Here is a 24,658-nt window from a genome sequence, read left to right as displayed (position 1 = left end):
CGCGCGGTACTAATAATGACCACGATAATCAGGGCAACGAGTGCGTTAGTGCGAGCAGATAATTTCATTAATTCTAGTTATTCAAAAGTTGTGAATTTGTTTGCGTTTCTAGTGGTAACACAATCCTTGGTTACATGACAAGCAAAAAGTAAGACTTTTTTCACATTTATTGCGTACGGAAAAAGGATATATAAGAAATAGTCTTTAAAAATTAATTAGTTATAAAATTGTCATTGTTTAAATAGTAGGCAGGGAAGCAACATGGCGTTAGCGATCATTCATAGCCGGGCGTGTGTAGGAGTGGAAGCTCCAGAAGTGACGGTTGAAGTTCACATCAGCAACGGAATGCCAGGGTTTACGTTGGTAGGATTACCAGAAACTACTGTGAAGGAATCTCGAGATCGGGTTCGCAGTGCGATTATTAATTCAGGCTTTGAGTTTCCAGCCAAGCGAATTACCGTCAATCTGGCTCCCGCTGACTTACCCAAAGAAGGTGGAAGGTTTGATTTACCCATAGCGCTGGGTATTTTGGCGGCTTCAGAGCAAATTGCCATTACCAAACTGGGTCAGACCGAGTTTATTGGTGAACTGGCCCTTTCGGGTGAACTCCGGTCCGTCAAAGGCGTGTTACCAGCGGCGTTAGCCGCAAACCGGGAAAACCATTGCTTGGTTGTTCCCGATGCCAATGGTGATCAAGCAGCCCTTGTAGGGGCGGATGTTCACAAATCCGCAGCCAATTTACTCGATGTATGCGCTGATTTGTGTGGGCAGAAAACACTGGGATTATTTCAAACCCCAGAACTTCATTTTGCAAAGGAATCATCACGATGCCTGCAAGATATCATTGGTCAGCAGCAAGGTAAGCGAGCACTCGAAATTGCCGCTGCGGGTAATCACAATTTGCTTTTTCTTGGACCACCCGGTACGGGGAAAACCATGCTGGCGTCGCGACTGTGCGATTTGCTGCCCGACATGAGCGAAGGTGAGGCAATGGAAAGTGCGTCAGTTGCTTCTCTCACCCAACAAGAGATAAATCAGTACAACTGGAAGAAGCGTCCATTCCGCTCCCCACACCATTCGAGTTCTATGGCAGCACTGGTTGGTGGTGGATCGATTCCTCGTCCTGGCGAAATATCTTTAGCTCATAATGGACTGCTATTTTTAGATGAGATGCCGGAGTTTGAACGAAAGGTTCTGGATTCGCTCAGAGAACCACTGGAGTCCGGTGAAATCATCATTTCTCGCGCCGCGGGGAAAACCCGCTTTCCTGCCCGATTCCAGTTAGTAGGGGCTTTGAACCCTAGCCCGACGGGGTACTATGAGGGGAATCAAGCTCGAGTGAACCCTCAGACGATCCTGCGGTATTTGGGGCGACTATCAGGGCCTTTGCTTGATCGCTTTGATATGTCACTGGAAATACCGGCACTGCCGAAAGGTACGTTATCAGAAGGTGGCGATCGCGGAGAACCGACTCAGGTGGTGAAACAGAGGGTCAACTTTGCCCGAGAGAAAATGCAGGCTCGCAGTGGAAAAGTGAATGCGCTTCTGGGTACACGTGAAATCGACAAATACTGTCCTTTGCACAAGCAAGATGCAGAGTTTCTGGAGAACGCATTGCACCAACTCGGGTTATCCATACGCGCTTATCATCGAATCATCAAAGTGGCACGTACCATTGCAGATTTGTCAGGAAGCCCTCAAATCGAGCGGCCACATATTGCTGAAGCGTTGGGTTATCGAGCGATGGACAGATTAATGAAGCAACTGACGGCTCAGGCGGTATAAAAAATGCCAGCGTTTGCTGGCATTTTTTAAAAGTAAGGTGGAATTAGAAGCTGTAGTTTAAGCCCGTAGCCACAATCCAGTTACTGCTGTCATAAAAATCGATGTTTGAAGAGACATTCTCATAACCACCGAAAGCGACCAGAGAGGTATTCTCCCAGTTCATGAAGTTCTGATACTCATAAGCGAGGAACAGCTTGAGTTGGTTGTCGTCACGGGTTTTGTCAAACACGGGGTTTATATCGTCGTAGCCTCTGTTCATGTAAGAAACAGTGGTTGCGATCTGGTGTTGACCTCTTAGCATCAACACGGTCAGATCTGCGCCTATCCCAGTATTCTGCATGGCAGAGCCGTCGGCATTACGCTGAACGTATTTCAATGAAGGCATCAGGAATGTCGTGCGGCTGAGGGGAAGAAACTTCTCTACCTTTGAGTAGTAGACATTTCCTTCACGAGCCAACTTCTCTGCACCTGAAGCCAGCTCAGAGCCCGACGTTTCCTTGTCGATATTGATTTGACCGTAAGCGAGATCAAAACTGAGTCCCCAAAGTGGCGTTTTCTTCAGTTGTAAGCGGTAAGCCGTACCGAACTCTTTGGTTTCTTTTCTCGAACCCACCAACTGATATGGGTCTTGCCATACATCAGATTGCAATACACTTGGCAGAGCCGCAACACTCCATGTCATACCGGATGGCAGTTCATTACGATAACCGAGCTCAAGTGCTAATGTACCAATAGCAACGTCCGCACGTGACGTACCGATGAACACCTGATGGTTTCGCTTATCTCCGAAGGTGTATTGCAAATTTCCGAGAGGGGCAATGAGCTCTTTATTTTGCGTTGGGGTTTCCCCGTCTACACGTTGAGCATCGGCTTCTGTGTTCAAATTGGAAGTCTGGCTGGTGTATCCAACATTAATAGCGACCTCGCCACTGATTCCATTTCTATCGTTCAGTTCTGCCTGTACGCCATAAGAGGCAAATAACGCTGCAAGTACAACACTTAACGATTTTCGTTTCATGATATTTCCTTTATCTAATGTTGCGAGATCTGTTTTTGGCTGAGAGTACAAGTGATCATGTTAATCCGTAGTTAACTCATTATTCCATGACAGCATACGAAAAATTCGACAAATCAGACCATTAAATAAATGGATTACATTAAGATGACAGCACAGTACAATATTGCACCGTTTTATTGGCTCGGTTCACTTTCCAACACTTATAGCGTCTATGTTTGGTTATCTTCTTCTTATCATCAATGTTTCGCTCGTTATTCTTAATTCCGCCATGTGCTCGATTCCAATAGTGATCTTAGCGCTGGTAAAGCTTCTACTTCCAGGGCAAAAGCTTAAAACGCAAATTACCCGTGCAGCCAACTTTTTCATGTGGCTATGGGCGACTGTGAATGGTTTGATTCTGTCTGCGTCTAATCGCGTAGAGTGGACGATTGAGGGGGGAGAAGGGCTGAAAAAAGACGGTTGGTACCTGATGATCAGTAACCATCTAAGCTGGACTGACATTGTAGTGCTTTGCACCGTATTCAAAGACAAAATCCCGATGCCGAAGTTTTTTCTTAAACAGCAACTGCTGTACGTGCCATTTGTAGGCATGGCTTGCTGGGCGCTGGACATGCCATTTATGCGCCGTTACTCGCGAGAGTATCTGATTCGTCATCCTGAAAAGCGTGGTCAGGATCTGGCAACGACCAGACGCTCCTGCGAGAAGTTTCGCCACCTGCCGACTACCGTAGTGAACTACGTGGAAGGAACTCGCTTTACCCAGGATAAACAACGTAAATCAAAAGCACCTTATGAGTACCTGCTGGCACCAAAGTCAGGCGGTATCGCATATACCCTTGCCGCCATGGGCGAGCAGTTTGACAACATTATCGATGTAACTCTCGCTTATCCAGAGAATGTGAATTCGCCTTTTAAGGATATGCTGATGGGAAGAATGAAACGCATTGAGGTGAGAATCCGCACCATTCCGATGACAGAAGAAGTACAGGGCGATTACTTTAATGATAAGCCTTATAAGCGTCAGTTCCAGCAATGGCTGGGGGATGTTTGGCTACAAAAAGACGAAGTGCTAAAGAATATTTATCAAAGCCGGTAAGGCTAGGGTCTGTTGACCTTTCGAGATGATTTTTGCAGCCATTTGTGGGTTCTTTATACAAGGCAGCGCTTATTCGGTGTAGTTGTTCTACATCAATAAGCGGTAACACAGTAGAAAGGAGCCACAAATGCTGCCCGAAGGGTTCGTTTCTATGCCTTTTACTCTTTGTTGCAAGGTATTTGCTTAGAATGACTAGGCTACAGACCTTGCGCCGCGATTAAAAGGCATAGAACTCGAACAAAATTTAACCACGAAAGTTCAACAGACCCTAGATATGTCATGCAACAAAAAAGGAGCCTAGGCTCCTTTTTTCTTAGCTCGTTGTAGCGAAGCGTTATTTCAGCTTCAGCAGGTAGTTAACCAAATCGAAGTACTGGTCCAGGGACTCAAGACCTTCTGTATTCACCAGGTACTTATTGTTTACCACTACTGCTGGCACACCACGCAGACCGCTATTCTGGAACTGCTTGTCGAAACGGCGAACCATTGAATCTACGGCAAAGCCTTTGTATGCCGCATCAAATTTCTTCGCATCAACACCTTCATCCAAGAAGATTTGGCGCAATTCAGCTTCATCTTTTGGTGGCTTACGCAGGTTGTGAATGCGGTTGAACATCACTGGCACCATTTTGTCTTCTACTTTTAGCGCAACCATAGTTGCGTAAGCTTTGCTCATTGGTGCGCCCATGTTGCCACCCATAAAAGATACGTGGTTCTTAACCAGTTTCGCGTCTTCAGGGATTTTCTTTTTCAGTTGCTGGATGATTGGCTCAAACGAGTTACAGTGAGGGCAATAAAAAGAGAAGAACTCGGTAACAGTCGGGGTTTTAGAGGCTTCTAAATCTAGCACTTTGTAATTGGTGCCTTCCTTAAACTGCGCAGCGTGAGCGCTGACGCTCAATACAAGTGTTGCGACAAGTGCAAACAGCTTTTTCATTGTGTACTCCATTATTACTTTTCTTAATATTGTGGCATCAGAGTCAGAGAAGGTTCATCCAGCGCCGCAATTTGTTCTTTGAATGCCAGTACCTGACTTTCCCAGTACTTTGGGTCATCAAACCATGGGAAGGCAGCAGGAAACGCTGGATCTTGCCAACGTCTGACCAACCAAGCCATGTAATGTACCATTCGTAGACCGCGCAAAGGCTCAATTAGTTTCAATTCATTGTGATTAAAGTTACAGAATTCCTCATAACCCTCAAGAATGATATCCAGTTGAGCCAGTTTGTCGTGGCGCTCGCCATTCAGCAGCATCCACAGGTCTTGTACCGCGGGACCGTTTCGCGCATCGTCTAAATCCACAAACATAGGACCGTCTCGCCACAAGATGTTTCCCGGATGGCAATCCCCATGTAGGCGCTGCAGTTTAAAGTCCGAATGCCAGTACGACTCAATCCTTGTAATAAGTAAATCTAAGTCATTGAAAAAGCTCTGTTCCAAATGCATTGGAATCATATTGGATTGCTGCAATACGGTTCTTGGCTGGTACAGGTACTCGTCTAATCCTATCGTGGGTCGATGCTTGAAGTGTTTCGTTTGTGCAACTTTGTGAATACGCCCCAAAAAACGACCTACCCATTCCAGTTGTTCAAAGTTGTCTACTTCGAACTGGCGTCCACCTACGCTCTCAAACAGAGTGAATAAGTAGCCTTGGTATTCGTGCAGCGTATTGCCATTGATTCGTAGTGGCGGTGCAAGGGGAATATCCTGTTCGAGCAATTCAAGCGCGAAATCGTGCTCTTCCTGAATTTGCGCTTTGCTCCAACGTGAAGGTCGATAAAACTTCACTACATATCGACGGCGATCTTCATCGGTAAACTGGTAAACCCGGTTTTCATAGCTGTTCAAAGCCAGCAAACCAGATTCCGCGCGAACACCGATACTTTCTAATGCGTACCACATGAAGTCAGGGGTCAGAGCTTCGAAGTTAAAAGCGTTATCAGACATACAAAAGAAAGGCGCATTGCTGCGCCTCATTCCATCTCAGAAAGTCTAAAGCTTTTTGATAAACCGGCTTTCGACTTCAACAGTAAATTGGTCACTGTCCGAGAGTATAAACTGAATCTTTGAGATAGGAGAGCGAAGTTTGTCTGGGTCTGCCCCCAGGCTGAGTGGAAGGTTCAAGACCTCACCGGGATTAACATGTACCGTCTGAGCGCCATACCAGCGAACATCGCTAAGCCCTTCTACACTGAGTGTGTATTCTTGTCGCTCTTGGGTCTTGTTGATGATCTTTAGCGTGTAGGTATTTTCCACCAGCCCTTCGCTGTTCATCCGAAATAGCTGATTTCTATCTCGCAATACCGACATCCCTGCGGGCTCAACACTGGCGAACTGGAACAGAAACAGACCCGTCATCAGTATCATCACCACACCGTATCCCAACAGTTTAGGACGCATAATGTGGGTTTTGTGCCCCGATAAGCGGTGTTCCGTGGTGTAACTGATGAGCCCTTTTTCGTAGCCCATGCGATCCATGGTTTTGTCACAGGCATCAATACAGGCTCCGCAGTTGATACATTCGTACTGCAAGCCATCCCGAATGTCGATGCCAGTCGGACAGACCTGTACGCAGAGGTCGCAGTCGATGCAGTCACCAAGCCCAAGTGATTTTGGATCGGCTTTGCGTGAGCGTCCGCCTCGGGTTTCACCTCGTTTAGTATCGTACCCCACGATGTAGGTGTCTTTATCAAACATCGCAGACTGGAATCGAGAATAAGGGCACATGTGAATGCACATGATAGAGCGCATCCAGCCAGCATTCCCGTAAGTACAGGCGGCAAAAAAGACGACCCAGAACACCGGCCAGAAACTGGCATTGAAAGTGAAAAAGTCAATCACCAGGTCTTTTACGGGCACGAAGTAGCCGACAAACGTGAAACCTGTGATTAAGGCAATCGCCCACCACGCTATATGCTTGAGCGTTTTTCTGAAAACCAGGTTGGATGACAGATTTCCACTGTCTTGCTTGCGCCTTTTATTAGCCGAGCCTTCCAGCTTCTCTTCAAACCAGATGTACATGAACGTCCAGACTGTTTGAGGGCAAAGATACCCACACCAGACGCGACCCAAAAAAGTGGTAAGAAAAAAGAGTCCAAAAGCCGCGATCATAAACAGTAACGCAAGAAGCGTTAAATCCTGAGGGTATAAGGTGGTACCAAAGAAGTTGAATTGCTGATTGCCCAGATCAAGCAAAATTGCCTGTCTGTCTCCGTAAGGTATCCATGGAGTTAAACCAAATATGAGCAGTAGAAACCAGCCTCCATATCGGCGAAGCTTTTGGTAAGTACCTTTGCTTTCCCGAACGTAAATTCGGTTACTTGGGTTAAAGCGATCTCCTTTCCCTTTATGTGTTTTGGGGTTAAAGGTTTTCGGAGTCACGTCTTTGACATCGATTCTTTCCTGACCCATACAGGTGTCCTTCTTAGGCGTATTGAGGCGAAGGTTCTTTTGCCTTCACTCTTCGACATTGCTACTTATCTTTTATTTTAGTCGCCCTATATTGTTCTCACACGATCAAGCCCTTTAACTATCGGGTTTGTGTTGATGAAGAATAAGGCGTAGCTCAAATTGCACACGAATTATACGGGTTTAAAAACATTTATTTTTTTATGGGTATCAAGGTTTAAAAAGAATCTTAGTAACAGTTGAGTAGAAAAAAGGGTAAACAGGGAACAGGGACAAAAAAAGCGGCTGACGCCGCTTCTGAGAAAGAGGGAGTTAAATTACGCCGCGTGCTTTAAGCAGCGCAGTTTTAAAATCGTCTTCCTGATCTTTTGCCAGACCTGGAATCATCTCGTCTTTTTCGCTGTTGCGCATCTTAAGGTGATAAATCAGCACATCATCCGTTAGATCTTCTAATTTACCGTCATAACCTGCTTCTTGAGTCAATTTGACGATGAACTCCATTAAATTGAGCTCAGAATCTTTTTGCCATTCAGGGTGGATCAGTTCAATCAGCTCATTGACGCGGTGACATTTCATTTCTTTCTCCACAATACTTGTGTTGTCTTATGTCGCTAAGTTAACAAAATCTGTTGAAATAAAAAAGCGCAGTCAAAGACCGCGCTTTTCATTAAGCCGCTTCGGTAACTTTATTGTCTTGCTGGCTCTTTTGAGCGTTGCGAGCAACTAAGTTTACTTGTGGAGCCGGTTTGCTGTTAACCGGAGCAGATACAAAACCTGGGCGACGTCGACTCGCACTACGATTCGTGTGCGAAAACCTGACAGGTGTTGGGCGCATTGGTTTACCTAACAGTCAGACACATCCCTTGCCAAATTAATGGCCCGATTCCCTATGAGATTTCTCTCTTCTGGCCGTGCCAATCCAATAGAAAATCAGGAGTAAAGATATGAAATCATATCCGGCTCAGAGAGTAGCACTAATTGTAAGAATGTGCGAATGAAATGCTGGTTTTTTGCTCATTTTTTAGTGAGTCCATTGTTTGAATGTTGCACAAGCCGACCGTACAGGATATGTATAGAAAATAAACGGAACTTTCTTCTGCCAATCATGACCTTATAAAGCAAAGGAAGACCCCAATTTAGAGGAGTTGTTCATGTCATTTTTTAAAAAAACGCTAGCTAGCTTTGGTATTGGCAGTGCCAAAGTAGATTCTATTCTTCAGCAGGAAGTGCTGATTCCTGGGCAAAATGTCAGCATTAAAATCCATGTGTATGGCGGCTCGTCGGCTCAGGAAGTTGACAACATCGATTTGAAGCTTTGTTGTCGTTATGTTCGCGAAGTTCCGGCAGATAATGACAAAAGCCACGTTCAGGAAGGAATGCAGACCAAAAAGCAGAACGTGAAATACGCTTTGGCGTCATGGCAACTGCCTTATGCTTTTACCATTGAACCGAGTGAAGAGCGTGTGTTTGATGTAGAGCTTCCCATCCCCTGGAATACCCCAGTGACGATTGGCGATGCCAAAGTCTGGCTAGAAACTGGCTTAGACATCTCCATGGCGATCGACCCAACTGATAAAGATGTGCTGACAGTACGTCCTGATCCGTTAATGGACGGGATTTTTACCGCGTTAGAGGAGCAGGGGCTTCGCATTCGTCAGGTTGAATGTGAAGAAGCTAAAGGGTTTGAGCTCCCATTCGTTCAGGAATTTGAGTTTGTCCCGACGACGGGACCTTATCACGGTCGTTGGCGTGAACTGGAAATCGTGGCCTACCGTGATGAGAATGAGCTGAAACTCTGGTTTGAAGTGGATCGCCGCAAAAGAGGCATCGGCGGTATGCTTGCCGGGCTGTTGGGCGGGAATGAACTTAAGCGTCATTTAACCTTGTCTTCTCAACTTTCAGGGGAAGAAGCGGGCAGACAGGTGTTGGAATTTTTAGAAAGCACCACCTGAATTTTGTGACGTAAAAGTTTAAGCTTACATGTGTACGCTGAGTGTGTCATACTTCACCTCTCTTGAGTCGTTACTCTATTGAAGGAGGGGCGTATGACACGTCCTGTAGCGAGTGAATACAGCTTAAATGAAGAAATCGCCAACAGCGTTACTCATGCATTGGGAATGATTTGCGGCATCGTTGGGCTGGTTTTTTTACTGATAAAAGCCGTAGACCACCATGCCGACGCATTGACCATTACCAGTATGAGTGTGTATGGCGGCAGTCTGATTTTACTGTTTCTTGCCTCTACGGCTTATCACGCCGTTCCTTATCGAAAAGCCAAACGTTGGCTGAAAACTTTTGACCATTGTGCTATTTACCTCCTTATTGCAGGAAGCTATACCCCGTTTCTTTTAGTGAGTTTAAGAACGCCACTAGCGATTGGTTTGATGATTGTGATTTGGTCGATCGCCCTGATTGGTATCATCGCCAAAATTGCCTTTGTGTATCGGTTTAAAAAGCTCTCGTTGTATACCTATCTGACCATGGGGTGGCTATCACTTATCGTGATTTATCAACTGGCTATTTCATTGGATATTGGCGGTCTGGTCTTGCTGGCAGTGGGAGGTGTGGTGTATTCACTCGGGGTGATTTTCTACGTCTGCAAACGCATTCCCTTTAACCATGCCATCTGGCATGGGTTTGTTCTGGGTGGGGCAGCGTGTCATTTCTTTGCGATCTATTTCTTTGTTGACCCGATTTAATCGGGTCTTCACTACCTTCTCCAGAATGCGGGGAAGAAAAGCACCAGAATCGTCAGAATTTCTAGCCTGCCCATCAGCATTCCTAAGCTCAGTATCCATTTGGCTGCATCCGGTAGTGGTGCAAAATTTCCAGTAGGACCAATCACATGACCCATCCCTGGTCCTACATTTGCAACCGCAGTGACCGCACCAGAAATGGCTGTCACCGGATCCAGCCCCATTGCTCCTAGCGCACCCGCAATAACAATGATGGTGATAAGGAACATCAGCCCGAATGCGACGAGAGAGCGCACAATGTCCTCATTAACCGGGCGCTGATTGTATTTCTGGACGAAGACGCCAGACGGGTGAATCAGCTTCATCATCTGCTTGTGGAGTAGAGTAAGTGCAATCTGGAAGCGGAACACTTTGATTCCACCGGAGGTTGATCCCGAGCATGCTCCAGCCATCATGATGAACGCAAAAATGACCCCGGGTAGGGCTCCCCAGGCGGTGAAATCTTCCAACCCAAAGCCCGTGGTTGTCACTACAGAGATGACGTTGAATAGCGAGACGCGAACCGCATCAGACATGGAATAATCTTCATGAAACCACAGCCAAGCCGCCACGACTGACGCGGTAAACAGCACCAGATAGGCGAACCCTATTACCTGAGCATCTTGCCATAATGACATCGGGCGTTTTTTCTTTAATGCCGTTACAAACAGCAAGAAAGGCAACCCACCCAAGAACATAAAGGCGATTGCGACCCAATGCGCGCCGTTGGAAAAGTGGTTCATCGAGCCATCCGATGTGGAGTAGCCACCTGTCGAAAGGGTGGTGAAAGCGTGATTGATGGCATCAAACCCAGACATACCAGTGATCAAGTACCCAATCAGGCACAAAGCAGTGAGCGTGAGGTACACATAGACGATATGGATGGCGACAATCTTAGTTCTTGGGGCGCTTTTGTCTGACCAGTCTGAGCTTTCAGTTTGGAAGAGTCGCATCCCTCCGACATTGAGCATGGGCAGGATCGCCACACCCATGACGATAAACCCTATTCCGCCCAGCCATTGCAGTATTGAACGCCACAATAAGATACTCGGAGCCATCTCGTCTAACCCACTGAGCACAGTGGAGCCAGTGGTCGTGATGCCTGACATGGTTTCGAAATACGCATCGGTAAAGCTGATGTGATTGATGAACACAAACGGCAAAGCGGCAAAGGCGCTGGCGATGGTCCACACAAACGAGGTGATCAGGAACATATCCCGAACCCCGAGTCGGAATTCAGCGGTACGACCAATAGTCAGACAAACAAAAGCAACACCATGAAGGATAAGTACCGATTGCCCAAACTCAATGAAGCCGGGCGTGCCTGAAAAGAATGCCACCGCTGTGGGGGCGTACATAAAGAGGGCTAGTTTAGAGAGCACCAGTCCAATGACAAATAAGATCGGGCGTAAATGAACCATATCGACTTATTACCACGGTTTGAGCGGCGCTCTGAAATCGGAGCGCCAACGCTGACTCTATAGGAAGAATGGGCTTGGTTGGAACAAACGCTCGACGTCTGGCACGTATTTCTTGTCGACGAGGAACATCACCACGTGATCATCTTGTTCAATCACGGTTCTGTCATGGGCAATCAGCACTTCTTCACCCCTAACGATGGCACCTATGGTAGTACCCGGCGGCAGCTTGATATCGCCAACCGCGCGCCCCACCACTTTGGAGGTGGTTTCATCACCGTGAGCGATGGCTTCGATGGCTTCTGCCGCACCACGACGCAGAGAGGAAACGTTAACGATATCGGCCCGGCGCACATGAGTAAGCAAAGCAGAAATGGTGGCTTGCTGTGGTGAAATAGCCACATCAATGGTTCCACCTTGGACTAAGTCTACGTAGGCGCCACGCTGAATCAGTACCATCACTTTCTTGGCACCCATGCGTTTTGCAAGCATGGCTGACATGATGTTGGTTTCGTCTTCATTGGTAAGCGCAATGAACACATCCACCTGATCAATGTTTTCTTCAGCAAGCAGCTCCTGATCGGCAGCGTCACCACAGAAAACAATGGTGTTTTCCAACTGCTCGGATAGCCTTTCCGCCCTTTGGTAGCCTCGTTCAATCAGTTTTACGCTGTACTCTTTTTCCAAGCGTTTGGCGAGGCTGGCACCGATATTACCGCCGCCTACAATCATGATACGACGGTAGGGTTTTTCAAGGCGCTGAAGCTCACTCATTACCGAGCGAATGTGGTTACTGGCGGCGACGAAGAAGACTTCGTCGTCGGCTTCAATAATGGTAGTGCCCTGTGGGCGAATCGGGCGACCTTGACGGAAAATAGCCGCCACACGTGTGTCGATGTGGGGCATGTGATCGCGCAGAGCAGACAAGGCGTTCCCGACTAAAGGACCACCATAGTAGGCTTTTACCGCCACGAGGCTGACTTTACGCTCTGCAAAGCTCACCACCTGCAGTGCACCAGGGTATTGAATCAAACGCTCAATGTAGCTGGTCACCAGTTCTTCGGGTGCAATCAAATGATCAACAGGAATCGCACCAGACTGGAACAGTGCATCTTTCTCAGCCAGATACTCAGGTGAGCGGATTCGGGCAATGCGGTTTGGGGTATTGAATAGGGTGAACGCCACCTGACAAGCCGCCATGTTGGTCTCATCGGTATTGGTAACGGCGACAAGCATATCGGCATCTTGCGCCCCCGCTTCGCGCAGCACATCTGGGTGACACGCGAACCCATTTACCACACGCAAATCGTACTTGTCCTGCAACTCACGAAGCCGGTCTCCATCACGGTCTACCACTGTGATGTCGTTATTTTCACCCACCAAGTTTTCTGCGAGGGTGCCACCAACTTGTCCAGCACCGAGTATGATGATTTTCATCGCTCACCTATTCTGCTTAGACCCTTGTATCGCGCCTAAGCTTTTTTCGTTAAAACGGCGTAATAAAACCCGTCCATATCTTCTTCGCCCGGAAGAATCTGTCTGCCCGGATTATCCAGCTCTGAACCGACAAGCTGAGCGCTATCGGTTCTTTCAAGGAACTGAATGACCTGATGTTTGTTTTCTTGTGGCGTGATTGAACACGTCGCGTAAACCAAGGTGCCCCCAGGTTTTAGCTGCTGCCACATGGCATCCAGAATTTCGCTTTGCAGCTCGGCAAGCGCTTCAATGTCGTCTGCGCGTCTTAGCCATTTGATGTCCGGATGACGGCGAATCACACCCGTTGCGGAGCAGGGTGCATCCAGCAAAATGCGATCAAATTGTTCGCCTTGCCACCATTCTTGAGGATTACGTGCATCACCGCAAACGACTTTCGCCTGAAGATTGAGACGCTTCAGGTTTTCATGCACTCGCTTCAGGCGGTTTTCGTCACAGTCGATGGCAACAACATCACTGTTGGTTGTTCGTTCCAGAATATGCGCGGTTTTCCCGCCCGGCGCCGCACAACAGTCCAGAATCAATTCCCCGTCTTTAGGTTTAAGGTAATTGAATGACAGTTGCGCTGCTGCATCCTGAACCGACACCCAACCTTTTTCGAACCCCGGAAGAGAAGCCACATCTTTTGGTGAGGCTAATTTTATGGCGTCTTCCGCTTCGGAGTGAGCACTCGCATCTATGTTTTCATTTTTGAGTAGCTCAAGGTATTCGTCTCGGCTGTGATGCTGGTGGTTAACGCGAAGCCACATCGGTGCTTTCTGATTGTTGGCTTCGATAATTGTTTCCCACTGCTCTGGGTAAGCATCTTGCAACAACTTTAATAGCCAGCTCGGGTGTGCGTATTTACCTGCATTATGGCTAACGGCAGCTTGATCCAGCTCTTCCTGATTGCGTTGGTAATTACGTAATACAGCGTTGATTAACCCTCTCAAGCGAGGACCTTTCAGCGCTTTGGTGCCTTCCACGGTTTCACCTACCGCGGCATGCGCGGGAATTCGCATAAAGCTGAGCTGGTAAATGCCGACCAGAATCAAGTGGTGGAATACTCGTTGCTTACCTTTTAACGGTTTGTCCATCAAGTTGTTAGCGATGGTTTCCAGACGAGGAAGGTAACGTAACGCGCCGTAGCAAATCTCTTGCAGCAGGGCGTGGTCACGAGAGCGGATATTCTGTTGTGCAGCAGGAAGGGCAGTAGATAATGAGTGACCCTTGTCGACAACAAGATACAAAACGTTGGCTGCTTCAGCGCGAACATTCATGGTGAATACCTTAAAGCAAAGGAGGGCATCTCTGCCCTCAAAAAGTTCGTAATGAAGTGATCATGCACTTCGTCGTTTGTTCTGGGTTAAACCAGTTGGCTGCCTACTTCAAACCAGGACGCTCTTGCGTTCAAAATGTCCTGAACTGACATGGCTTTTTTACCCGGAACCTGAATCTGTTCAAGCACTAATATGCCATTGCCTGTTGCGACATAGATACCTGTTTTGTCAGCTTGAAGGATGGTGCCTGCTGGCTTGTCAGTGGTTTGGTTGTCCAGACGGCTTTGCCAGACTTTAATGGTGTTATCAGCGGCATCGAAATGGCTGATTGGCCATGGGTTAAATGCGCGAACGCAGCGCTCTATATGAGCCGCATCGTCGTTCCAGTTGATGCGTGCTTCTTCTTTGCTGAGCTTCTTGGCGTAGCTGGCTTCGTCGTCATTTTGCTTAACAGGAACGGCTTTACCTTCTGCAATATCACCAAGGCAGTCAATCAGAGCCTGAGGACCAAGTTCTGCTAACTTGTCGTACATGGATGTGCTGGTATCGGTCGCTTCAATTGGAAGCGTTGCAATTTTCAGCATATCACCAGTATCCAGACCGATGTCCATCTGCATGATGGTTACGCCAGCCTCTTCATCACCAGCCCATACTGAGCGTTGAATCGGTGCTGCTCCACGCCAGCGAGGCAAAATCGAACCGTGAACGTTAATGCAACCAAGACGAGGTGTATCCAGTACGGCTTGTGGAAGCAACATACCGTAAGCCACAACGACCATGATATCGGCATTCAAATCGACCAGCGCTTGTTTCGCTTCGTCGGATTTGAAGTTTTCTGGTTGATAGACGGGCAAGTCATGCTCCAGCGCCAGGCTTTTAACCGCCGAAGGGGTGAGCTTCTTACCGCGACCTGCTGGTCGATCTGGGTTGGTGTAAACAGCAATAACCTCGTGCTCCGAAGACAATAACGCCGCCAAATGACGGGCGGCGAAGTCCGGAGTACCTGCAAAGACAATTCTTAAAGACTGACTCAAGGTAAACTTCCTTAAATATGTGAAGAAGGGTGTTAGGCTCTTTTCGCTTGCTTCTCGTTAAAACGCTTAAGTTTAAGCATCTTATCTTGAATACGCTTACGCTTCAGAGGCGAAAGGTAGTCCACAAAGAGTTTGCCCTCAAGGTGGTCCAGCTCGTGCTGAACACAGATAGCCAAAAGCTCATCCGCTTCAAACGAATATTCTTTGCCTTCACGATCCAGTGCAGTCACAGACACTTCTGCCGCACGAGGAACCAATGCGCGTGCACCCGGAATAGACAAACAGCCTTCTTCAATGCCGTCTTCACCGCGTTTGTCGGTGATTTCAGGATTGATCAACACCATTGGTTGATCACGGGTGTCAGACACGTCGATGACGACGATGCGCTGGTGAATATCAACCTGGGTTGCCGCCAGACCGATGCCTTCTTCGTCGTACATGGTTTCCAACATGTCGTCGACGATCTTTTGAATCTCTGGTGTCACTGCTTCGACAGGTTTTGCCACTGTGCGAAGGCGATCATCAGGGAAAGTTAATACTTGTAATACAGACATATACACTCGAAATATTGAACTGTGCCGAAACAGCTAAAACCTAGCTGGCTCAATTCTAGACATTTTATAACCTAAATGACAGCATCCTAGCCAATATTGGATAGGGAAACTGGGGTTATGAAAGGATTAGTGGCCAAGTTAGGTCGTACCTCTTTAGCTATAATAACATGTGTTGTGGCACATGGTGTCCTTGCAAAAGGTGATGTTTTATCGGTTAAGGAAAATGCACCTAAAACCTACGAGGTAAAAAAAGGCGATACCCTTTGGGATATTTCGGCTTTGTACCTTGATAGCCCTTGGCTTTGGCCGCGATTATGGCAAATCAACCCAGACATTGATAATCCCCATCTAATCTACCCTGGCGATAAACTCACACTGGTCTGGCGAAATGGTCAGCCAATGCTGAGCCTGAAACCGCTGCTCACTCTCTCCCCTAAAGCTCGTATCATCGACAAACAAGCCGTTCCAACTTTGCCTGAAGGGCTGGTTTTACCTTACATCAACTCCGATCGTCTGGTGACAGAAGAGGTGATAGATAACGCTATGCGCGTAGTGGGTACACAAGATGGGCGCCGTTTCCTCAGTAAACATGATCAACTTTTCATTGATGGTCCTACCGATGAGAAAAACTGGGGAATTTACCGGGCTGTGCATGAATATCGTCGCAGCGATACCGGAGCAGAAGTCCTTTCTTTGAAAATGGTCGCCACTGCCACCTTGCTAGAAGCAGGAGAAAAACTCAGTGCGCTGCAGGTGGAAACGCAGCAGCAAGAGATTCTGTCTAACGACATTGCACTGCCATTGCTGACCAAAGAAGGCTTTTCTTTATCCAACACTTTCTATCCAGAACCTGCACCGAAGAACGTTTCAGCGTCTATCTTAGGTGCGCTTGAAGGCAGCAAGTACATTGGTCGAAATCAGGTAGTGATCATCGATCGCGGTCTGAACGATAACGTTGAGCAGGGCACCATGTTTGATTTATGGGAAGAAGGGTTGGGTGTTTCAGGCAGCCGTGGCAATTACATTGTCGACGATGGCTGGTTGAGCGAGAAATTGCCTGACGTATCTGTAGGTGAGATGATCGTGATTCGACCTTATGATTCGTTCAGTATTGCATTGATCACCCGAAGCAAAGCGCCCATTCATACCCAGACATTAGGCCTTTCCCCTTTGTTAAAGGAAACGACAGACGAAGAGGACTCCAATACCTGACATGACGAACAATGAGTTACGAGCCTGGCTGACCTTAAGTTTCACCCCACAATTAGGCGGCCAGTCGTTGACTCGATTGCTCGCTATTGATTCTCCCGTCAACATACTGTCTTCCGGTCCAGAGCGCTGGCAAGCCATCGGTCTTAAACCAAAACAGATCGCTTATCTACAATCTCAATCGCACCCAGAAGTAGAAGAGAGCCTTGAGTGGGAGGCGGCTTCTGATTCCCATCATATTCTGACTCTGCTGGATACTGATTATCCACCTCTGTTGAAAGAAGTCCCTTCGCCGCCCACCACGCTTTTTGTGAAAGGTGACGTGTTGTCTTTGAGTGCACCGCAAATCGCAATGGTGGGTAGCCGAAACGCCAGTATTGAAGGGCTGCAAACCGCAAAAGCCTTCGCTAAAGACCTATCAGGTAATGGGCTGGTTGTGACCAGCGGTCTGGCCTTGGGCGTAGATGGATATGCTCATGATGGAGCACTGGAAGGAGGTGGCAGAACGGTTGCTGTATTGGGCTCTGGGTTGGAATGTATTTACCCGGCTAGGCATCGAAAGCTCGCTGCCAGAGTTGTCGAGCAAGGGGCATTGGTGTCGGAATTTCGCCCGAACACCAAACCTCGTCCTGAACATTTTCCCCGTCGTAACCGAATCATCAGTGGATTATCGGTAGGTGTATTTGTCGTAGAAGCGGCAGAGCGCAGTGGCTCACTCATTACTGCCCGCTATGCCGCAGAGCAGGGACGCGATGTTTTTGCCTTACCGGGCTCAATTCATAACCCCAATGCCCGAGGTGGTAATGCGCTGATCAAGTCAGGTGCCTGCTTGGTTCAGTCTTCCCAAGATATCCTCCAGGAAGTGGAAAATTTAGTTTCTTGGTCGTTTTCTCAACAAACATCTATATTTAGTGAAGAAGCCGAGCAAGAAGAATTGCCATTTCCCGAACTAATGGCTAACGTAGGAATAGAAGCAACACCCGTTGATATTCTTGCAGAGCGGACCCATATACCTGTGCATGAAGTCATGATGCAACTACTGGAACTTGAGCTTTCAGGGCATATTGTTGCAGTACCTGGTGGCTATATTCGAAAGGGGAGGGGCTAACTATGATGGACATACTGATGTATTTGTTCGAGACCTACATCCACAGCGATGCGGAATTGATGGTCGATCAAGATGAGTTGGAAGATGAGCTCCTGAGAGCGGGATTCCATCAAAAAGAGATCTACAAAGCCCTGAACTGGTTAGAGGACTTGGCAGCGCTGCAGCAAAGCGATGCACAATCCGCCATGAGAACCAGTGCAGCCACGTCGGTGCGTATTTACACTCGTACCGAAATGTCACGCTTAGACCTGGAATGCCGCGGATTCCTAATGTTCCTTGAGCAGGTCGAAGTACTAACCGCTGAAACCCGTGAAATGGTCATTGACCGTGTCATGGGGCTGGAAACCAATGATTTCCAGCTCGACGATCTGAAATGGATTGTGCTGATGGTACTGTTTAACGTACCTGGCAATGAAAACGCCTACACCCAGATGGAGGAGCTCCTGTATACTACGGAGAGCGGTATTCTTCATTAACGGTGGAGTGAATGAGCGGTAAAATCGATGCACAACTTTTCTCTGCCCATGAGCATGCACTGGAAACAGAGCCGTGCCCTCAATGTGGCGGAGAATTGTCTTTGCGCCATGGCAAACATGGTCCTTTCTTAGGGTGTAACCAATACCCTGCCTGCGACTACATTCGTAACCTTAACCAGAATGACGGTCACGTCGTTAAAGAACTTGGTGTACCTTGCCCGAAATGTGCCAGTGAGCTGGTATTAAGGCAGGGTCGATATGGCATGTTTATTGGTTGCAGCAGCTACCCCGAATGTCATCACATAGAATCTCTGGATGCACCAAAAGAAGAGCAAGCTCCTCAAGACGAGATAGCGTGCCCAGAATGTAAAACCGGGCATTTAGTGGAAAGAAAATCTCGTTACGGCAAAATGTTTTATGCCTGCGATAGCTACCCTAAATGCAAGTTTGCCGTGAATCACAAGCCAGTTGTCGGGACGTGCAGCGAATGTAATTACTCACTATTAGTAGAGAAGAAACTGGCGACCGGCACAAAAATCGTATGTGCGAATCGAAAATGTCAGAAAGAACAAATTCAAATAAAAAACGGCACTCAAATGAGTGCCGTTTTTTACGAGTAATTACGTGTTACAAAGCTTGAGCACTTTCCTTTAGGGCAGGAAAGGCATCAGTATCCAATATGCTTGCAAGCTTAACCAGTGCCGCTTTCAACGCTTCGTCGCTGCCTGCACACACATTGATGTGTCCCATTTTACGACCTGCACGCTTCTCCTTGCCATACCAGTGAACGTGACACTCAGGCATCGCCAGAACACTTTCTGGTACTCGGTCTTCACCTAGAATGTTGACCATAGATGTCGGACGCACAAGCTCCGTACTGCCTAAAGGCAACCCACACACAGCACGTAAGTGGTTCTCGAACTGGCACGTTTCCGCACCCTGCTGAGTCCAGTGACCAGAATTGTGAACACGAGGCGCGATCTCGTTAACCAGCAGTTCGCCATTTACATCGAAAAATTCCAATGCCAAAACACCAACATAGCCAAGTGATTCGGCAACCGCCGTGAACGCTTTATTTGCCTGGGCTTGCAGAGCTTTATCATCAATTGCCGTCGAAAGTGTAAGCACACCATCGGTATGAACGTTCTCTGCCAGCGGGTAGATGGCGATTTCACCTGCCGCATTTCGAGCGCCAACTAATGATACTTCACGCTGAAATGGCACAAACTCTTCTGCCACGATGGCTTGGTTTGGCGTTTCTGCGATGCATTCAGACATTTCTTGCCAAATCACCTCTGCCTGCGCTTTGTCTTTTAAGCGCCATTGTCCTTTGCCGTCGTAACCGCCAAGCGTGCTTTTCAGCACCATTGGAATGCCAACGTGTTCGATGGCTTGCTCAAAGTCCGCTTTGGTGTTGATCACAAAGTACTTGGCGTTTTTAACGCCAGCGTTATCGAGCAAAGACTTTTCGATGCGGCGATCACCACCAGCTTTGATGGCATCGGTCGTCGGGAAGAATTTGCCGCTTTTCTCGCATTCATCCAGCACATCATGAGGAATGTGTTCGAACTCAGCCGTAATCACGTTCGCCTGTTTTATTGCATTGGCTAGCCCACTGCCAGTAACCTGGTTAGTTAGCGGATGAACAATGTTTTCCGAGCCCACATCAAAGGCGGAAATTTCAATGTTCAGAGGCGCACCAGCCAAAGACATCATTCGAGCCAGTTGACCAGCACCTAAGACTAGAACGTGCATGGGTATCAGTCCTCTGCTGGATTCGGGTTAGCCAAAACCGTTTCTGTTTGCTCTTGGCGGAAGGCTTCAACTTTTGCCATCACTTCTTCATTGTGTGTACCAATGATTTGTGCTGCTAGGATACCTGCGTTTGCAGCACCGGCTTCGCCGATTGCCAGCGTACCGACTGCGATACCTTTAGGCATCTGAACAATGGAAAGCAAAGAATCCATGCCTTTCAGAGCACGAGACTGAACCGGAACACCTAGAACAGGTAAGCTTGTGAATGCTGCAGCCATACCCGGCAGGTGAGCCGCACCGCCAGCTCCGGCAATGATAACCTTGATACCACGCTCTTTTGCGCTGTTGGCGTAGTCGGCCAATAGTTGCGGTGTACGGTGGGCAGAAACCACTTTCGTTTCATAAGAAACACCAAAGCGATCCAGCATTTCTGCTGCTAGCTTCATGGTTGGCCAATCAGATTTAGAACCCATAATAATACCGACTTGCATCTCAAAACTCCTTCAGCGCTTTTATTGGGTGAGCGGATATTTTGCGCGCATTATACGTAGAAATGACATTAAGGAAAACGTTTGCGCAAATTCGTTTTAAGGTTTGATACAGTTTCCCGGCAAATTACTTTGAGTGGTCGTGTAAACTCTTTGTACACTATTGTTCAAATGTTAAGTAAAAGGGCATCAAATTGACCAATTTTGAAAACACAGTTCAAGCGCTGCGCGATGGCGAAGTGATTGCTTACCCTACGGAAGGCGTATTTGGTGTGGGCTGTGACCCTGACAATGCTGAAGCCATTATGAAGCTGCTGGAGCTTAAGAAACGCCCGGTCGAAAAAGGGCTGATTCTTATTGCTGCAAATTTTGATCAATTAAAGCCTTACGTAGATGAGAGTGCGCTAAGTGAAGAAGCAAAGGCGGCTGTGTTTGCGACCTGGCCAGGTCCTGTTACCTGGGTGATGCCAGCGAAGCCAGAGCTGTCAAACCTGCTTTCGGGTCAGTTTGACTCAATTGCGGTACGCGTAACTGACCACCCTCTGGTTCAAAAACTTTGCGAGACGTTCGGTAAACCGCTAACCTCTACCAGCGCCAACCTGACAGGTGAGCCTCCATGCATGACTTTTCAGGAAGTTCAGGCTCAACTGGGCGATCATTTAGTGGCGATTCTGGAAGGCGAAACGGGTGGACGCGAGAAGCCAAGTGAAATTCGCGACGCTTTGACTTCCCAAGTATTAAGACAGGGGTAACCTGCGAACAAAGGAAAATACGATGTCAGAGATAAACAAAGATGCAGTAAAGTACTTTTTATTGAGTCTGCAAGACACCATTTGCCAGAAGCTGGAAGACGCGGATGGTAAAGCGGTGTTCAAAGAAGACATCTGGCATCGTGAATCTACCGAGCGGTTAGGTGGCGGTGGTCGAACTCGTGTGATGACGGGTGGTCAGGTTTTTGAGCAGGGCGGTGTCAACTTTTCTCATGTCTCCGGTCGAGAAATGCCAGCTTCTGCGACCGCTCATCGCCCTGAACTGGCAGGGCGAAAATTCGAAGCCATGGGAGTCTCTTTGGTGATGCATCCAAATAACCCTTACATACCCACGTCCCACGCTAACGTACGCTTTTTCATTGCAGAGAAAGAAGGTCACGACCCCATCTGGTGGTTTGGTGGCGGTTTTGATCTGACTCCTTTCTATCCGTTCGAAGAAGATTGCCAGTACTGGCACAATACCGCTAAAGAAATCTGTGCGCCGTTTGGTGAAAACGTCTATGCCGAGCACAAAAAGTGGTGTGATGAATATTTCTTCCTACCTCACCGAAACGAGACTCGTGGCATCGGCGGATTGTTTTTTGATGATCTGAATGAATGGGGATTCGATAAAAGCTTTGAATACATCAAAGCCGTAGGGGAAGGGTATACCGACGCGCTGCTTCCAATCATCGAGCGCCGAAAAGAGACGGAGTTTGGTGAGCGAGAGCGTCAATTCCAGCTTTACCGACGTGGGCGCTATGTTGAGTTCAACCTGGTTTACGACCGAGGCACTCTGTTTGGCTTACAAAGCGGTGGGCGAACGGAGTCTATTTTAATGTCCATGCCGCCACTGGCTCGATGGGAATATGACTATCAGGTTGAACCTGGTACCCACGAAGACGATTTGTACCAAAATTACCTAAAGCCCAGAGATTGGTAGATTGCAGCCATAAATGCCGAGAGTCCGATGGCTTGAGGCTATCTGGGTATGATGATAGGGTCGGTTAAAACGACCCTAATTCTATTTTTGCAGGCAAGGAAATGACGCAAAACATCGATCAGTACGTAGTATTTGGCAACCCCATCGGGCACAGCAAATCCCCCTTTATTCATACACTCTTTGCTCGGCAAACGAATCAATCGCTCACCTATACAACCATGCAGGCACCTATTGGTGGCTTTGTTGAGTCCGCAAAAGAGTTTTTTGCAAATGGAGGTCGAGGTTGCAATATCACGGTTCCATTTAAAGAGGACGCCTACCAGTTTGCTGATCGATTGACCGAACGAGCACAACTCGCAGGTGCAGTGAATACACTGAAAAAGCTCGACGATGGAGAAATCATTGGCGATAACACCGATGGAGAAGGTCTCGTTCAGGACTTGCTTCAGTATCAGGTTCCCATCAAAGGCGCGAGAATACTGATTATTGGCGCTGGTGGTGCGGCGCGTGGTGTTATCAAGCCGTTACTGGATCAGTCCCCTGCAAACATCGTGGTGGCTAACCGCACTTTTTCTAAAGCCCAAAAATTAGAAGAGATGTTCAAAGAGTTCGGTGCTATTCGGGCAGTGCCAATGGAAGAGATCCAAGCCTCCTTTGATGTTGTTATCAATTCCACTTCAGCCAGCTTGAGCGGTGATTTGCCCGCCATTAGTCCGGCAATATTTGATAAACACACCGTGAGCTACGACATGATGTATGGACAAGGTCTTACTGCATTTAATCAATGGGCAAAAGACAAAGGTGTAGCTCAGACCTACGATGGGTTGGGAATGCTGGTTGGGCAAGCGGCAGAAAGCTTTATGCTTTGGCGTGGGTTAAGACCGGGCACCAAGCAAATCTTAAGAGAACTAAGAAAAAATCTAGAAGGATAACTCAGTGAATCAATCGATTTTATTTCCAGACATGCAGACATGGGATGAAGAGAATCAAGTGATTCGTTTTCCCGCCCAGCAATCAGGTATGTTGATTGAATGTCTGGTGTCGTTGGAAATGATTCAAGAGATCAGTAAAGAAGAGATCAAAGAAGAACAGCAAGCTCTTTCATTATTCTCACAGTATCGCTTCGAGATAGAAGAACTTGCTGAATCTTTAATAGAAGATGAAGATTACGACAGTAACGGTAAGATCGTCATCACTCGTTAATGTTTTCTACTTCTGTAAGATATTCATTTTTAGTCCGTACGTAGTTGCTGGCGGACTTTTTAAGAAACGCAGTTTCTTTTTCAGTTAGTGGTCGAGCTTGCTTTACGGGGCTACCGACATATAGGTAGCCACTTTCCAATACCTTGTTTGGTGGCACTAAGCTACCCGCTCCGATCATCACATCATCTTGAATCGTCGCGCCGTCCAAAACAATCGCCCCCATTCCTACCAGTACCCGGTCTCCAATGGTACATCCGTGAAGCATCACTTTGTGTCCAACTGTCACCTCGTTACCAATAATGAGAGGGTAACCTTCGGGGTTCTCAGGGTTCTTGTGCGTAACATGTAGAACAGATCCATCCTGTACGTTGGTGCGATCACCAATGCGAATATGGTTCACATCTCCTCGTGCAGCAACCAAAGGCCAGATACTGGCATCTTTCCCTATTTCAATATCGCCAACCAAAACTGAGCTGCTATCTATATAGACGCCCTCACCAATTTTGGGGCAAATACCCTTATAACTTCTCATTGAGCTCATAATTTCTCCTTAACTAAGGCGATTAAAGGGCAAAAATCGATAGAAGAGTAGTGAAAATACACTCTTTTGAATAAAAAACACCCAAACGATTTAGAAATCAAAAAAAACATCAAAAAGCGCTTGCCAATGTGATGCTGATCTCTATAATGCCCCCTCGCTGACACGGGATGGCTTCGAAAGAAACCAAGCGAGTCAGAGGTTAGATTAGAACGCTGAAAAGCAAACGAAATAAACTGAAAAAAGTGTTTGACACAAATGTTTATCTCGCTAAAATAGCCGTCCGATTTGAGCAGAGCTCAAATCAATGTTCTTTAACAATATAGACCTATCAATCTGTGTGGGCACTCGTTGATGATAATCCAATTAGAAACTTCGGTTTCAAATT

26 protein-coding genes are annotated in these 24,658 nt (G+C 47.4%); 12 read left to right on the top strand and 14 right to left on the bottom strand.

From position 1 onward, the window contains the following. Positions 1-261 precede the first annotated feature (261 nt). A complete protein-coding gene (locus tag RH89_RS21715) occupies positions 262-1,785 on the top strand; it encodes a YifB family Mg chelatase-like AAA ATPase (protein WP_004406516.1) in 1,524 nt (507 codons plus the stop codon). Between the two features lie 43 nt (positions 1,786-1,828). Here the strand turns inward: RH89_RS21715 and RH89_RS21710 are convergent, their stop codons facing one another. Further along, on the bottom strand, positions 1,829-2,803 hold the full coding sequence (locus RH89_RS21710; protein ID WP_004406514.1) for a DUF2860 family protein: 975 nt from the start codon (positions 2,801-2,803) through the stop codon (positions 1,829-1,831). Positions 2,804-3,014: 211 nt separating this feature from the next. Here RH89_RS21710 and RH89_RS21705 point away from each other — a divergent pair, with 211 nt between their 5' ends. Beyond that, positions 3,015-3,899: an acyltransferase gene (locus RH89_RS21705; protein WP_004406512.1), complete on the top strand. Its 885-nt coding sequence runs from the start codon at positions 3,015-3,017 to the stop codon at positions 3,897-3,899. A gap of 334 nt (positions 3,900-4,233) precedes the next feature. Here RH89_RS21705 and RH89_RS21700 read toward each other — a convergent pair whose 3' ends face one another. From RH89_RS21700 to RH89_RS30135, 5 genes are all read right to left on the bottom strand, one after another. Next, positions 4,234-4,836 carry a thiol:disulfide interchange protein DsbA/DsbL gene (locus tag RH89_RS21700; RefSeq protein ID WP_004406510.1) on the bottom strand — a complete coding sequence of 201 codons (603 nt, stop codon included), beginning with the start codon at positions 4,834-4,836 and terminating at the stop codon, positions 4,234-4,236. Positions 4,837-4,859: 23 nt separating this feature from the next. Continuing rightward, a complete protein-coding gene (locus RH89_RS21695) occupies positions 4,860-5,846 on the bottom strand; it encodes a serine/threonine protein kinase (protein ID WP_004406508.1) in 987 nt (328 codons plus the stop codon). Positions 5,847-5,891: 45 nt separating this feature from the next. Beyond that, positions 5,892-7,310: a cytochrome c oxidase accessory protein CcoG gene (ccoG, locus tag RH89_RS21690; RefSeq protein ID WP_004406507.1), complete on the bottom strand. Its 1,419-nt coding sequence runs from the start codon at positions 7,308-7,310 to the stop codon at positions 5,892-5,894. A gap of 309 nt (positions 7,311-7,619) precedes the next feature. Continuing rightward, entirely contained in the window at positions 7,620-7,883 is a 264-nt protein-coding gene (locus tag RH89_RS21685; RefSeq protein WP_004406505.1) for a YihD family protein, read from the bottom strand. Between the two features lie 91 nt (positions 7,884-7,974). After that, the gene (locus RH89_RS30135; protein ID WP_022597318.1) at positions 7,975-8,142 is read right to left on the bottom strand and encodes a hypothetical protein; all 168 of its coding nucleotides are present in this window, start codon (positions 8,140-8,142) and stop codon (positions 7,975-7,977) included. Positions 8,143-8,458: 316 nt separating this feature from the next. Between RH89_RS30135 and RH89_RS21680 the strand changes: the two genes are divergently transcribed. Together RH89_RS21680 and trhA are read left to right on the top strand one after the other, a co-directional pair. Beyond that, positions 8,459-9,259 (top strand): sporulation protein, encoded by an 801-nt coding sequence (locus RH89_RS21680; RefSeq protein ID WP_004406503.1) that lies wholly within the window; start codon positions 8,459-8,461, stop codon positions 9,257-9,259. A 93-nt stretch (positions 9,260-9,352) separates the two neighbouring features. Then, a complete protein-coding gene (trhA, locus tag RH89_RS21675) occupies positions 9,353-10,006 on the top strand; it encodes a PAQR family membrane homeostasis protein TrhA (RefSeq protein WP_004406501.1) in 654 nt (217 codons plus the stop codon). A gap of 11 nt (positions 10,007-10,017) precedes the next feature. Here trhA and RH89_RS21670 read toward each other — a convergent pair whose 3' ends face one another. The 5 genes from RH89_RS21670 to def all read right to left on the bottom strand — a co-directional run bounded on the left by RH89_RS21670 (position 10,018) and on the right by def (position 15,801). After that, positions 10,018-11,463 carry a TrkH family potassium uptake protein gene (locus tag RH89_RS21670; protein ID WP_004406499.1) on the bottom strand — a complete coding sequence of 482 codons (1,446 nt, stop codon included), beginning with the start codon at positions 11,461-11,463 and terminating at the stop codon, positions 10,018-10,020. Between the two features lie 57 nt (positions 11,464-11,520). After that, complete coding sequence (gene trkA, locus RH89_RS21665; RefSeq protein ID WP_004406496.1) at positions 11,521-12,897, bottom strand: Trk system potassium transporter TrkA; 1,377 nt, start codon at positions 12,895-12,897, stop codon at positions 11,521-11,523. A gap of 35 nt (positions 12,898-12,932) precedes the next feature. Next, complete coding sequence (gene rsmB / locus RH89_RS21660) at positions 12,933-14,213, bottom strand: 16S rRNA (cytosine(967)-C(5))-methyltransferase RsmB (RefSeq protein ID WP_004406493.1); 1,281 nt, start codon at positions 14,211-14,213, stop codon at positions 12,933-12,935. 86 nt (positions 14,214-14,299) lie between these two features. Next, the gene (fmt, locus tag RH89_RS21655; RefSeq protein WP_004406490.1) at positions 14,300-15,247 is read right to left on the bottom strand and encodes a methionyl-tRNA formyltransferase; all 948 of its coding nucleotides are present in this window, start codon (positions 15,245-15,247) and stop codon (positions 14,300-14,302) included. A gap of 32 nt (positions 15,248-15,279) precedes the next feature. Further along, on the bottom strand, positions 15,280-15,801 hold the full coding sequence (gene def / locus RH89_RS21650) for a peptide deformylase (protein WP_004406486.1): 522 nt from the start codon (positions 15,799-15,801) through the stop codon (positions 15,280-15,282). A 117-nt stretch (positions 15,802-15,918) separates the two neighbouring features. Between def and RH89_RS21645 the strand changes: the two genes are divergently transcribed. The 4 genes from RH89_RS21645 to RH89_RS21630 are packed head-to-tail and all read left to right on the top strand — an operon-like array spanning position 15,919 to position 19,214. Next, positions 15,919-17,013: a LysM peptidoglycan-binding domain-containing protein gene (locus tag RH89_RS21645; RefSeq protein WP_004406485.1), complete on the top strand. Its 1,095-nt coding sequence runs from the start codon at positions 15,919-15,921 to the stop codon at positions 17,011-17,013. Between the two features lies 1 nt (position 17,014). Next, a complete protein-coding gene (gene dprA, locus RH89_RS21640; RefSeq protein WP_004406484.1) occupies positions 17,015-18,118 on the top strand; it encodes a DNA-processing protein DprA in 1,104 nt (367 codons plus the stop codon). A 2-nt stretch (positions 18,119-18,120) separates the two neighbouring features. Beyond that, on the top strand, positions 18,121-18,594 hold the full coding sequence (locus RH89_RS21635; RefSeq protein WP_004406478.1) for a DUF494 family protein: 474 nt from the start codon (positions 18,121-18,123) through the stop codon (positions 18,592-18,594). A gap of 11 nt (positions 18,595-18,605) precedes the next feature. Further along, positions 18,606-19,214 (top strand): DNA topoisomerase family protein, encoded by a 609-nt coding sequence (locus tag RH89_RS21630; RefSeq protein WP_004406477.1) that lies wholly within the window; start codon positions 18,606-18,608, stop codon positions 19,212-19,214. Positions 19,215-19,221: 7 nt separating this feature from the next. On the opposite strand, the gene RH89_RS21625 is transcribed toward RH89_RS21630, so the two are convergent. Then, positions 19,222-20,349 carry a 5-(carboxyamino)imidazole ribonucleotide synthase gene (locus tag RH89_RS21625; RefSeq protein WP_004406476.1) on the bottom strand — a complete coding sequence of 376 codons (1,128 nt, stop codon included), beginning with the start codon at positions 20,347-20,349 and terminating at the stop codon, positions 19,222-19,224. A gap of 5 nt (positions 20,350-20,354) precedes the next feature. Further along, positions 20,355-20,840 carry a 5-(carboxyamino)imidazole ribonucleotide mutase gene (gene purE, locus RH89_RS21620; protein ID WP_004406473.1) on the bottom strand — a complete coding sequence of 162 codons (486 nt, stop codon included), beginning with the start codon at positions 20,838-20,840 and terminating at the stop codon, positions 20,355-20,357. A 191-nt stretch (positions 20,841-21,031) separates the two neighbouring features. On the opposite strand from purE, the gene tsaC reads away from it, so the two are divergent. The 4 genes from tsaC to RH89_RS21600 all read left to right on the top strand — a co-directional run bounded on the left by tsaC (position 21,032) and on the right by RH89_RS21600 (position 23,732). After that, positions 21,032-21,589 (top strand): L-threonylcarbamoyladenylate synthase type 1 TsaC, encoded by a 558-nt coding sequence (tsaC, locus tag RH89_RS21615; RefSeq protein WP_004406472.1) that lies wholly within the window; start codon positions 21,032-21,034, stop codon positions 21,587-21,589. A gap of 22 nt (positions 21,590-21,611) precedes the next feature. Continuing rightward, positions 21,612-22,529 carry an oxygen-dependent coproporphyrinogen oxidase gene (gene hemF, locus RH89_RS21610; protein ID WP_004406471.1) on the top strand — a complete coding sequence of 306 codons (918 nt, stop codon included), beginning with the start codon at positions 21,612-21,614 and terminating at the stop codon, positions 22,527-22,529. Positions 22,530-22,630: 101 nt separating this feature from the next. Next, positions 22,631-23,461, top strand: a complete 831-nt coding sequence (gene aroE / locus RH89_RS21605; RefSeq protein ID WP_004406470.1) for a shikimate dehydrogenase — start codon at positions 22,631-22,633, stop codon at positions 23,459-23,461. A 4-nt stretch (positions 23,462-23,465) separates the two neighbouring features. Next, positions 23,466-23,732 carry a DUF1488 family protein gene (locus RH89_RS21600; RefSeq protein ID WP_004406469.1) on the top strand — a complete coding sequence of 89 codons (267 nt, stop codon included), beginning with the start codon at positions 23,466-23,468 and terminating at the stop codon, positions 23,730-23,732. On the opposite strand, the gene RH89_RS21595 is transcribed toward RH89_RS21600, so the two are convergent. Continuing rightward, complete coding sequence (locus RH89_RS21595) at positions 23,722-24,273, bottom strand: gamma carbonic anhydrase family protein (RefSeq protein ID WP_004406468.1); 552 nt, start codon at positions 24,271-24,273, stop codon at positions 23,722-23,724. The two genes, RH89_RS21600 and RH89_RS21595, sit on opposite strands and share 11 nt — an antisense overlap. Between the last annotated feature and the right edge of the window lie 385 nt (positions 24,274-24,658).

The sequence above is a fragment of the Vibrio nigripulchritudo ATCC 27043 genome (genome assembly GCF_000222685.1).
Classification (GTDB): domain Bacteria; phylum Pseudomonadota; class Gammaproteobacteria; order Enterobacterales; family Vibrionaceae; genus Vibrio; species Vibrio nigripulchritudo.
This window is presented reverse-complemented; position numbering and strand designations above follow the sequence as displayed.

Coding starts and splice junctions, on each gene's coding strand:
- RH89_RS21715 (WP_004406516.1), top strand. CDS start 262: ATGGCGTTAGCGATCATTCATAGCCGGGCGTGTGTAGGAGTGGAAGCT.
- RH89_RS21710 (WP_004406514.1), bottom strand. CDS start 2,803: ATGAAACGAAAATCGTTAAGTGTTGTACTTGCAGCGTTATTTGCCTCT.
- RH89_RS21705 (WP_004406512.1), top strand. CDS start 3,015: ATGTTTGGTTATCTTCTTCTTATCATCAATGTTTCGCTCGTTATTCTT.
- RH89_RS21700 (WP_004406510.1), bottom strand. CDS start 4,836: ATGAAAAAGCTGTTTGCACTTGTCGCAACACTTGTATTGAGCGTCAGC.
- RH89_RS21695 (WP_004406508.1), bottom strand. CDS start 5,846: ATGTCTGATAACGCTTTTAACTTCGAAGCTCTGACCCCTGACTTCATG.
- ccoG (WP_004406507.1), bottom strand. CDS start 7,310: ATGGGTCAGGAAAGAATCGATGTCAAAGACGTGACTCCGAAAACCTTT.
- RH89_RS21685 (WP_004406505.1), bottom strand. CDS start 7,883: ATGAAATGTCACCGCGTCAATGAGCTGATTGAACTGATCCACCCTGAA.
- RH89_RS30135 (WP_022597318.1), bottom strand. CDS start 8,142: ATGCGCCCAACACCTGTCAGGTTTTCGCACACGAATCGTAGTGCGAGT.
- RH89_RS21680 (WP_004406503.1), top strand. CDS start 8,459: ATGTCATTTTTTAAAAAAACGCTAGCTAGCTTTGGTATTGGCAGTGCC.
- trhA (WP_004406501.1), top strand. CDS start 9,353: ATGACACGTCCTGTAGCGAGTGAATACAGCTTAAATGAAGAAATCGCC.
- RH89_RS21670 (WP_004406499.1), bottom strand. CDS start 11,463: ATGGTTCATTTACGCCCGATCTTATTTGTCATTGGACTGGTGCTCTCT.
- trkA (WP_004406496.1), bottom strand. CDS start 12,897: ATGAAAATCATCATACTCGGTGCTGGACAAGTTGGTGGCACCCTCGCA.
- rsmB (WP_004406493.1), bottom strand. CDS start 14,213: ATGAATGTTCGCGCTGAAGCAGCCAACGTTTTGTATCTTGTTGTCGAC.
- def (WP_004406486.1), bottom strand. CDS start 15,801: ATGTCTGTATTACAAGTATTAACTTTCCCTGATGATCGCCTTCGCACA.
- RH89_RS21645 (WP_004406485.1), top strand. CDS start 15,919: ATGAAAGGATTAGTGGCCAAGTTAGGTCGTACCTCTTTAGCTATAATA.
- dprA (WP_004406484.1), top strand. CDS start 17,015: ATGACGAACAATGAGTTACGAGCCTGGCTGACCTTAAGTTTCACCCCA.
- RH89_RS21635 (WP_004406478.1), top strand. CDS start 18,121: ATGATGGACATACTGATGTATTTGTTCGAGACCTACATCCACAGCGAT.
- RH89_RS21630 (WP_004406477.1), top strand. CDS start 18,606: ATGAGCGGTAAAATCGATGCACAACTTTTCTCTGCCCATGAGCATGCA.
- RH89_RS21625 (WP_004406476.1), bottom strand. CDS start 20,349: ATGCACGTTCTAGTCTTAGGTGCTGGTCAACTGGCTCGAATGATGTCT.
- purE (WP_004406473.1), bottom strand. CDS start 20,840: ATGCAAGTCGGTATTATTATGGGTTCTAAATCTGATTGGCCAACCATG.
- hemF (WP_004406471.1), top strand. CDS start 21,612: ATGTCAGAGATAAACAAAGATGCAGTAAAGTACTTTTTATTGAGTCTG.
- aroE (WP_004406470.1), top strand. CDS start 22,631: ATGACGCAAAACATCGATCAGTACGTAGTATTTGGCAACCCCATCGGG.
- RH89_RS21595 (WP_004406468.1), bottom strand. CDS start 24,273: ATGAGCTCAATGAGAAGTTATAAGGGTATTTGCCCCAAAATTGGTGAG.